Raw genomic sequence first — 9866 nt, forward strand, 5'->3', positions numbered from 1 at the left:
ATATTCTTTTATAGCCTCTGTTACCTGAGATTCTGATGCCATTACCGATACCATCTCACCACCAGAGGGTAACTGTTGCATCAACTTTCCTCGCATGGCTATTAGTTTGAGACCGTCTTCTAGGCTAAATACTCCTGCAACGGTTGCTGCTACATATTCTCCTACACTGTGACCCATGACTACATTAGGCTTGATTCCCCATGAATCCCATAATTTAAAGAGGGCGTATTCCAGGGCAAATATGGCGGGTTGGGTGTAAGCTGTTTGGTCTAAAATACTTAACTTTTGTGCATCTTTGGGGTAGATGATTTCTAATATAGATGTTTCTAGATCGGGTTTGAGAATTTGATCACATTGCTCTAAGGCTTGACGGAAGGTTGGTGCTTTTTCATACAGTTGTCTTCCCATATTCACATACTGGGAACCTTGGCCTGTGAAGAGAAAGGCTATTTGGGGACTTTCACTATTTGGTTGTCCTGAAAATACTCCTACTAATTCTGATTCAGTTTTCCACCCAAGCAGTTTCTCTATTAATTCCGTGGGCTCAGATGCAATCACCCCTAGTCGATGATTAAACTGAGCGCGTCCAGTGTTAGCTGTATAGCATACATCTGCTAGTTCTAATTCTGGATTAGTTTCTAGATAATTTTGATAACTACTGACTAAATCTTCTAGAGCTTTTTCTGTTTTCCCTGACAGAGTTAATATATGAACCGGACGTTCTAGATATTCTTCACTTCTGACTTCTGACTTCTGACTTCTAACTTCAGTCGGAGCTTCTTCCAAAACTATATGAGCATTAGTGCCACCCATACCAAAGGAACTAACTCCTGCTAGTCTTGGTTTTCCTTCGCCAGACCAAGGAATTAATGAAGTAGGAATTTTAATTGGTAATCTATCCCAATCTACATGAGGGTTAGGTTGTTGTAAATGTAAATGAGGCGGTATCTCTTGATGCTGAAGCGCTAAAATAACCTTTATCAAAGATGATACACCTGCTGCTGCCTCTAAATGCCCAATATTAGTCTTGACTGACCCCACAATTAAAGGCTGATCTGCTGGACGATTTTTACCGTATACTTCTGCCAAAGCTTCTATTTCAATTGGATCTCCTAAGGAAGTTCCTGTACCGTGAGCCTCCAAATAGCTAATTTGATGAGGTTCTAACTTGGCATTTGTCAGAGCTTGTTGAATTACCTGTTTTTGAGCCATTCTATTTGGAACTGTCATACCACTACTTGGCCCATCGTGATTAACAGCAGAACCTCGAATAAGGGCTAAGATTGAGTCCCCATCAGAAATAGCATCGGACAAACGCTTCAAAACAACTATACCACATCCTTCTCCCTGACCATAACCATTTGCACTAGCATCAAAGGTTTTGCAACGACCGTCAGGGGATAGTGCTTTCAATTGGCAACGACCAATAGTGCTGATGGGCGATAATATTAAATTGACTCCACCCACTAATGCTAAGTTTGATTCTCCGGAACGTAAGCTCTGACAAGCAAGATGGATAGCAACTAAAGAACTTGAACAAGCTGTATCTACCTGTATATTAGACCCTTGCAAACCTAAGAGATTAGAAATACGACCTACACCAATACTTCTATTATTACCAAGAACTGAGTAAGTACCTGCTCCATTTTGATTTTGATTGATACTCAGAGCAGAATAGTCATCTGTGGAAATTCCCATGAATACACTTGTCTGACTATTCTTAAGGTTTGACCAGGTTTGTCCAGAATTTTCCAGTGCTTCCCATGTTACTTCTAAAAGTAATCTGTGCTGAGGGTCTAAACTAACTGCTTCTTTTGGAGAGATACCAAAAAACAGAGGGTCAAACTGGTCAACTTGATCTATAAAGCCCCCTTCTTTAGTGTAGCTTTTCCCGGGAACTTCTGGGTCTGGATCGTAATTAGCGCTCACATCCCAACGCTCAGGAGGAACTGGTCTAATTGCATCTATACCATCATGTAATAAGTTCCAGTATGTTGATGGGTCATTAGCTCCTCCTGGAAATCGACAGGCCATACCAACAATTGCGATCGGTTCCGTTTTGGCATTGTTTACTGCTTCCAGCCTACTTCGCATCTCCTTCAAAGTTTGAAGCATTTTCTGCGATAAGAAGTTTTGTTGGCTTGTTTGAGAAATATTATTCACTTTAGTTGCCCTCCTTCAGTAAAGCTTCGATTTCTTGTAATTCTGAAGCGATTGCACTATCAATTTCCCCTTCCCATTCTGTCTCTGTATTCAGAGCAGTTATATTTTGTTGGTTTTGACTATTATCTTCAAGATTAACTTCTGTATCTTGATCTTGTCTATCTTGGAATATGTCTTTGAGCAAGTATATTGCTAAATCCTGAATACAAGAAAATTCAAACAATGTAGCTGTACTTATAGAAACACCCAAATTATAACTTAACAAATTTCTGAGTTCAACAGCCATTAAGGAATCCATTCCCATTTTAAAAAAGCCTAAATCTGTAGGGGGAAGTTTAGATGTTGAGAAGCCTAAGAGTTTACCTATTTTTGCTTGTAGATAATTAACCATCATCGGGTTGCGTTTGCTATCCACTGCTGCTATCAGTTGTTGCCGGATTTTTTTATTCTCTGTTTCTTTTTGTTGTTGTTTTGCAGCTAAGGTATCTAAGCATAGCATTTTTACACCACCAGGCAAATTATCCCTAAATATCTGCCAATTTATCGGTAATACCCCTACTTGACTAACTGGCTGCAATAATAAACCCCCTAATACTTCTAATCCTTTTTCTGGGGATATAAAACTCATTCCTGTTGTCCGCATACGACTGTGATATTGACTCCCAAGATTAGCTGCCATTCCTCCTGCCTCCCAAGCACCCCAGTTAATACTTAATCCTGGTAATCCCATACTTTGACGATAACTAGCTAAAGTATCCATAAAGGCATTCCCAGCAGCATAGTTTCCTTGACCTGCTGTACCAAGTAAGGATGCTATGGAGGAAAAACAAACAAAGAAGTCTAGTGGTAATTTCTGAGTTAAATTATGCAAGTGCCAAGCTCCTTGCAATTTTGGTTTCATAACTTTCCAGAAACGTTCCCAACTCATATGCTGTATCAGGCCGTCATCCAGTACTCCTGCTGCATGAATCACCCCTCGTAATGGTATTTGAGATTTCTCGATCTGTTCCAGGATGCTCGCGACATCCTGTTCCTTAGATACATTTCCTAATATAACTGAGATTCTGGCTCCTGCTTGTTCTAACTGGCGAATAATTTCCTTAGCTATTTCTGAGGGAGGGCGACGCCCAATTAATACTATATGTCCTGCTCCCTGTTTAACCATCCATTGAGCTACTTCTAATCCCAAAACTCCCAAACCACCAGTTACTAAGTAACTTCCTTCTGCTTTCAATTTTATTTGTTGCTGTTTTTCTGAGCTTGGATTCTGCGTTCGCCTTGTTAACCTAGGTACATAACGCACTCCTCCACGAATTGCTATTTGGTCTTCATCATCAGGATTTAATAGTTCTTTGCCTAATGCTTCTAAGCTGTTCTTAGTTTTGTCTAAATCAACGCGCCTACATTTTAATTCTGGGTGTTCTAATGCTATTACCCTACCCAAACCCCATAGAGATGCTTGCTGCACTGCTAATTTATTTTGATTTTCTTCTATTCTTTGTGTTTCTTGAGTCACTAACCATAGAGGCACTATTGATTTCGAGTCTGACACCAATGCTTGCACTAAATGTAGTACGCTTGCACAACCTAGTTCTTGAGAATTTTCTAAATCTTCTGTTGATGTATTCATACTCCATAAATGAACTACCCCTTCTAATATATTTTGAGTAGTCAATAAATCTTTCATTAGTTGTCGAAAATCTTGTGCATTAATAGGATTCAGTTGATAATGTTGTTGGTCTATTTGTTTGTAACTATAGCCTGGAGTTACAATCACATAATTCCTATTTTCTTTTTCTAAAACTGTTTTTAATTCTTGGGTTTTCTCATCAGTAAATATTAGCCAATATCCTGGTTGATCTGGTAATATTGAATTTTGATATTTACTTGCTTGCCACTTCAGTTCATAAACCCATTGTTTGACTGATACTTCAGAGTAAGATGACAGTTGATTTAGTATTTCCTGGTTCAACTGATAATTTTTATCTTGTTCTAGATTCTCTTGTTTTTTTGCAGTTAGTAATACATAGCTAGCTAATCCTTTTGTCAGAAGTTTTCCTAACTGATTGTAGGATTGGAAAGCAGATTTGATATTTTCATCGGATTTCTTTTTGTATAGCTGATTGAGATTTTCTTCAAATTCAGGATCGTACAAATAGTTCGCTATTTCCTGACTTATATCTATAGCACTAATAAGTTGTAGATGATTTCCTGAAAGTTGCTCTATCCAATGTTGTTTATTTATAAAGTAAGATGAAGTTTCTTCATGGTCAATATCAAAATCACCATTGGCAATAAAATCAGCCATTACTAATAATCCTTCTTCCTGAAGATGCCTACTTATATTAGAGAATAACAGTGATTTATTTTTAATATGATGAGCAACTTCAAATCCGAATACAAGGTTATAAGTATCAGGAAACTCGTCTTTGGAGCTATCTCGGTTAAAAATTTGTATCTGCTTTTCCAATTGATAGGAATTGACTTTATTTATGGCAAATTTAGCTTGTCCGCTAGAAATTGTATAACCATGTAATTGTAGATGTGGGTAATCTTTGGCTAATGTGATTAAATCAGAACCATATCCACAACCAAAATCTAATACTTTTTTTGTGGATGAAAAATCTACTTTTGAAAAACACAGATTTCGTAACTCTTTCTGTGACTCCAGTAAAGCTATTCGATGTATTGGATTTTGATTAGCTTCAGTAAACCCTTTCAACCAGGAAAAGCCAGAAATTATTTCTGGTAATATACCAAAAGTTAGGAATTGTAGAGAGTTATTTTCTTCCTGTTCTTCTTTACTTAATTTGATTTCACTAACTTCTGTAAAAGAATTATAGTAGTCATGAATTACATTACCTTGAAATCGAAAATCATCTTGGTGACGATTAACTAAAACTTTTAGTATATTGGGCAACAAATTTTGCTCTTCTATGGTTAATTCTTCAGAAAGTTTCAAATCTTGGATTAGTCCTTCTATATCACCTTTATCAAGTAATTTTGTAACTAAACTTAATCTATTATCGTCAGCTTTTTGATATTGATTTTTAGAAGTATCTATCCAATAACTTTCTCTTTGAAATGGATAAGTAGGCAATTCTACTTTCTGACGATCATAATCTTGGTCAAACCCTAACCAATCTATTTTCGCACCCCGTACATACAACTCCCCTAAACTTGATAGCATTTTTTGCCACTCATCTACTCCCGGTCGTAATGATGGCAACCATTCTCCTTCATTCTCTGGCAAACATTGCCTTCCCATGCCTAATAATATTGGTTTCGGTCCGATTTCTAAGAATATTTTACATCCTTCCTGATGAAGGGTTTTAATACTTTGGGCAAATCTTACTGGTTCTCGCACATGACGAACCCAATATTCAGCAATAGTTATTTCCGCACCTACTTTTTCACCAGTCACATTTGATATTATTGGTATTTTAGGTTGATTATAGGTTACTTCTTTAGCTACTGCTGCAAATTCTGACAACATTGGTTCCATCAATGGTGAATGAAAAGCATGAGAGACCTGTAGACGCTTGGTTTTAACCCCCACTCCTTCTAACTTCCGACAAATATTTGCGATCGCTCTACTCTCACCTGAAATTACTATACTTTCAGGTCCATTTATAGCTGCCATTGTTACTTGGGAACTATATTCTCCTATAGCCTCTGTTACTTGAGATTCTGATGCCATGACGGATACCATCTCACCACCTGATGGTAACTTTTGCATCAACTGTCCCCGCATAGCTATTAGTTTGAGACCATCTTCTAGGCTAAATACTCCTGCTAATGTTGCTGCTACATATTCTCCTACACTGTGACCCATCACTACATTGGGTTTGATTCCCCATGATTCCCATAATTTAGCTAGGGCGTATTCTATAGCAAACAAAGCAGGTTGGGTAAAAGCTGTTTGGTCTAATAAAGAAGAACTAGACTCTTGTGCATCTTTAGGGTAGATGATTTCTAATAGAGGTACTTCCAGATAAGGTTGTAGAATTTCATCACATTCCTCTAAAACTTGACGGAAAGTTGGTGCAAGTTCATAAAGTTGTCTTCCCATATTCACATACTGGGAACCTTGACCTGTAAAGAGGAAAGCTAATTTGGGAAAACTACTCTCACTCGATAGTTTTCCTGAAAATAACCCAAATATTTCCTGCCCAGCTTTGTGTTCCAGAAGTTTTTTCGTTAATTCTTGTAGGTTAGTAGCAATGATCCCTAGTCGATGGTTAAACTGAGCCCGTCCAGTGTTAGCCGTATAACATACATCTGCCAGTTCTAATTCGGGATTAGTTTCCAGATAATTTTGATAATGACTGACTAACTCATTCAGAGCTTTTTCTGTTTTCGCTGACAGAGTTAACAAATGAGGCTGCTCATGGTGTTGACTTTTAACTTGACTTGGTACTTCTTCAACAATAACGTGAGCATTTGTTCCACTGAAACCAAAAGAACTTACCCCAGCCACACGAGTCTCCGAATCATCGTATTTTTCCCATGTCTTACCCTCCATCGGAATCATACCAGGAATCCCTGCTAAACTCATATAAGGATTCAGCTCTTTCAAATGTAAATGAGGTGGTATATATTTATTTTGCAGCGACAACACCACTTTGATTAACCCGGCAATACCTGCAGCCGCTTCAGTATGACCAATATTTGTCTTCACTGAACCGATCGTTAAAGGGCGTTCCGAACCACGATTTTCTCCATACACCGCTTCCAGAGCCTTAATTTCTACTGGATCTCCCAAAGAAGTCCCCGTACCATGGGCTTCTACATAAGACACCCGATTCGCAGACATTCCTCCTACAGACAAGGCTTTCTGAATCACCGCTTCTTGAGCAGATTGATTTGGTGCAGTCAACCCATTACTCCCACCATCCTGATTTATTGCTGTACCCCGCACCACTGCTAAAATCCTATCTCGATCTGCTATTGCCTGTTTCAATGACTTGAGAACTACAACTCCACACCCTTCACTCCGTACATAACCATTTGCAGAAGCATCAAAAGTCTGACAACGTCCATCTGGTGATAACATCCCTGCTTGAGAAAAACTAACACTCAACTCAGGAGACAACAATAAATTCACCCCTGAGGCCAAAGCCAATTCACATTCACCATTCCGTATACTTTGACAAGCTAAATGAACAGCACTTAGAGATGATGAACAAGCAGTATCTACAGTTATTGCTGGACCATTCAATTTCAAAAAGTAGGATAATCTTCCCGCACCGATAGCACTAGAACTACCTGTGGCAAAATAGAGGTTTAAATCTTGCTCCTGAGAATGTTTGTACTGTAGCTGTTCATAATCATGAAAAGCAATACCTACAAATACTCCTGTTTCTGTTTCCGAAAGGGATTCTGGATTAATCCCAGCATTTTCTAGTGCCTTCCAGTTTTCTTCTAGTAATATACGTTGTTGTGGATCTATGTGTATAGCTTCACGGGGCGAAATATGGAAAAAATCTGCATCAAATTTGTCAACTTCAGAAATAAAACCACCATAACGACTAGATAGTTTGCCTGGTTGATTTTTATCAGGATTGTAATAGTTTTCAATATCCCAACGATTCAGAGGTACTTCCGTAATTGCATCAATGCCATTACACAGCAGTGACCAATACTTTTGGGGGCTATCAGCATCTCCAGGAAACCGACAAGCCGTTCCTATAATTGCTATCCCATTTTCTAATTGAGCTGCCGAAAAACCTGAATCAGTTTTTTCAGCTTTTGGCTCTAGTTCTGCGATTTTTGACAAGAACTCAGAAATCTTCTTTTGTTTAGCTGGTGTTTCTCCTTTAAAATAACTAGCGATCGCCTTTGAAGTTCCATACTTAAAGAAGAAATTCGGCTCTATTTTTACTCCCAGCTTTTTCTCTAATAAATATTTAAGTTCCAACAGTTCCAAGGATTCAATTCCCATCTCCATCAGTGGACGTTCATAATCAAAAGAGTGTTTTTTATTCATCACTCCCCGAACACAACCAACTACAACTTCATCTACATCCTCTTCTTTTTCTACTTTTACCCACCGATTTTTTTCAGTTCCTACACCATCAAAACGTTGACGATTATGAATATCGTATTCTATTATAACACCACAACCTTTATTTTCTATATCTTTGGGTCGATAACCACTAAGAACTTTTTGAATTTTTGCCCCATGAATCTGATGAAAGCGCAAAATCTGGTCTACCAGTAACCCTGACTCATTTTTTTTGTGGATATATTCTGTCATTGGCATGGGGGAATAGTCTTGATAATTGCGACAACGAGTTACTCCCACAACCTTTTCTACACCACCCATCACGGCACAATACTGCAGCATCCATTCCAGTAGTCTATCCCCCAAACCTTGGTTTTGCAACTCTGGCAAAATATTCGTAGCTAGTAATTGGATCGCTACTCCTGATTCAGTATGTAATGATGGGACTTCTACAAAAGTTCTCTTCTCCAAAACTTCAATATTCTCAATCCTTTGGGAATAGATAGCTCCAACAATTTTTTCCTCAAGTTCTAAAACAAACTGCCCTTGTGGAAAATTCACAATCCGCCTCTGGATTTCTTCTTTGTCAACCCGAAGATTTTTTGACCAACATAATGCCTCTAGTGCTATTAAATCTGGTAAATCCTTAATTATAGGATGGCGCAACTTGTAAGGCTTTTTATCAAAACAATTTAAGGTGATACGACTAAATGGAAAATTCTGAGGATATCGTTTTGAGAACTCCCACCTTGGAAACAAACCTACTTCAGCAGCACAACTGAGAAACACATCAGCTTCCATCAGATATTGACTTGAGAAGGCTTGTAAGGCATCAAAATGCAGGCTATTACTACTGTCTAAAAATCTGTTGACTACTTCTGGTTCTAAACAATGAACTTCCAGAATCATCATCCCATGTTTAGTAACCACAGAAGACCATCTTTCCAAATGTTCTACCAAGCTTTGTACCATAATCTGTGCCGGAATCAAACCTCCGTCTGAATCTACATAAACCCCTTGGTAACAAAGTTGGCTCCGCCTTTTTGCTGCTTCTAAATTTTGGGGAGGGATAAATGGACGATCGTGGTCCAAAAAGGAGCGAATGTGGAGAATTTTTTCTGGATCATCAATTCCCTGAGTTCTTAAGTCGGATATCATTTTTTGTGGGTTTCCAATATCCCCCTTCATTAGCAAGTTAGGAATACCTGCTAAAGTTAATGCAGATTCTTGCAACGATGCTTCGTTATAATCTACTCCTATCATCTGCACTGGATATTTGTCTAGCACTTTTCCCCTAGCAGATTTTGTACTAATTACTTGATAAACCCGTTTGAGAAGTGTACCATCGCCACAACCCATGTCTACAACATAGTTTGGTTGTTCAGTATAGGGTAACTGATTAAAAATAGTTAGAATTAATTCGTCTACATCAGCAAAAAACTTCTGGTGTTGAAAACCACTACTCATCACATTTAATTTTCGATCAATGTGACTTTCGCTTCCCTGTCCATCCCTACAAAATACAGTTTGACAATCTCTAAATAATACATCTGAAATCTGCAACAACATAGGAGTATAGGAAGCAGTAACTCCAGTAATTAGTATTCTCTCTACTATAAATTTACCGAGATTAGTTAAGCATAAATTATTTTCATAATCAGTTAATATTTTACTTTTTATTTTGACAATCCTAGAA

2 protein-coding genes are annotated in these 9866 nt (G+C 38.1%); both read right to left on the bottom strand.

Annotation, left to right across the window (positions count from 1 at the left end; genetic code table 11):
* Positions 1-2094 (bottom strand): type I polyketide synthase (locus F6J99_RS35140; protein ID WP_293120114.1); only part of this gene is annotated, 2094 nt, incomplete at its 3' end.
* A 70-nt stretch (positions 2095-2164) separates the two neighbouring features.
* Positions 2165-9637 carry a type I polyketide synthase gene (locus F6J99_RS35145; protein ID WP_293120116.1) on the bottom strand — a complete coding sequence of 2491 codons (7473 nt, stop codon included), beginning with the start codon at positions 9635-9637 and terminating at the stop codon, positions 2165-2167.
* Between the last annotated feature and the right edge of the window lie 229 nt (positions 9638-9866).

The organism is Moorena sp. SIO4G3, assembly GCF_010692305.1.
Classification (GTDB): Bacteria; Cyanobacteriota; Cyanobacteriia; order Cyanobacteriales; family Coleofasciculaceae; genus Moorena; species Moorena producens_A.